Origin of the sequence: Hansschlegelia beijingensis (genome assembly GCF_045505405.1) — a bacterium.
GTDB classification, from domain to species: domain Bacteria; phylum Pseudomonadota; class Alphaproteobacteria; order Rhizobiales; family Methylopilaceae; genus Methylopila; species Methylopila beijingensis_A.
Window position 1 is genome coordinate 1 of sequence record NZ_JBJKEX010000742.1, and the last position, 520, is coordinate 520.

Here is a 520-nt window from a genome sequence, read left to right on the forward strand (position 1 = left end):
GGCGGCGGCGAGGCGCAGCAGTTCGAGGTCGCCGCGCGGCCGCCCGATCAGCTGGACGCCCATCGGCCGCCCGTCGGGCGCAAAGCCCGCGGGCACGTTCGCCACCGGAAAGCCCGTCATCGAGCCCGGAGCCGCCACCTCGAACCAGCGGTGGTAGCTGTCCATCGCGACGCCCGCGATCTCTCTCGGCCAGTCCTGCTCGACCGGGAACGGAAAGACCTGCGCGCTCGGTAGGGCGAGGGCGTCGAAGCGCGACAGGAGGTCGAGCGCGACCTCGCGCCAGCGCGACCGGACGAGCGCCGCGGTCGCGACGTCGTCCGCCGAGAGCCTGGCGGCCTCCGTGATCTCCCACTGAAGCTCCGGCTTGAGCGCGGCGTAGCGCGCCGGGTCGTGGCGATAGTCGCCATGGCTCACCAGCGCCGCAAGGCCCCGCAGCGCCACGAAGGAGCGCCACAGGGCGGCGAAGTCGAAGGCGGGGAGGGCGGGCTCGATGCGCCATCCGGCCGGCTCCATCGCGCCG

At 74.2% G+C, this 520-nt stretch carries 1 protein-coding gene; it reads right to left on the reverse strand.

Features of this window, described 5'->3' with window-relative positions:
- On the reverse strand, positions 1-520 hold a 520-nt coding region (locus tag ACIKT0_RS19940; RefSeq protein ID WP_407106967.1), incomplete at both ends, for an amidase family protein.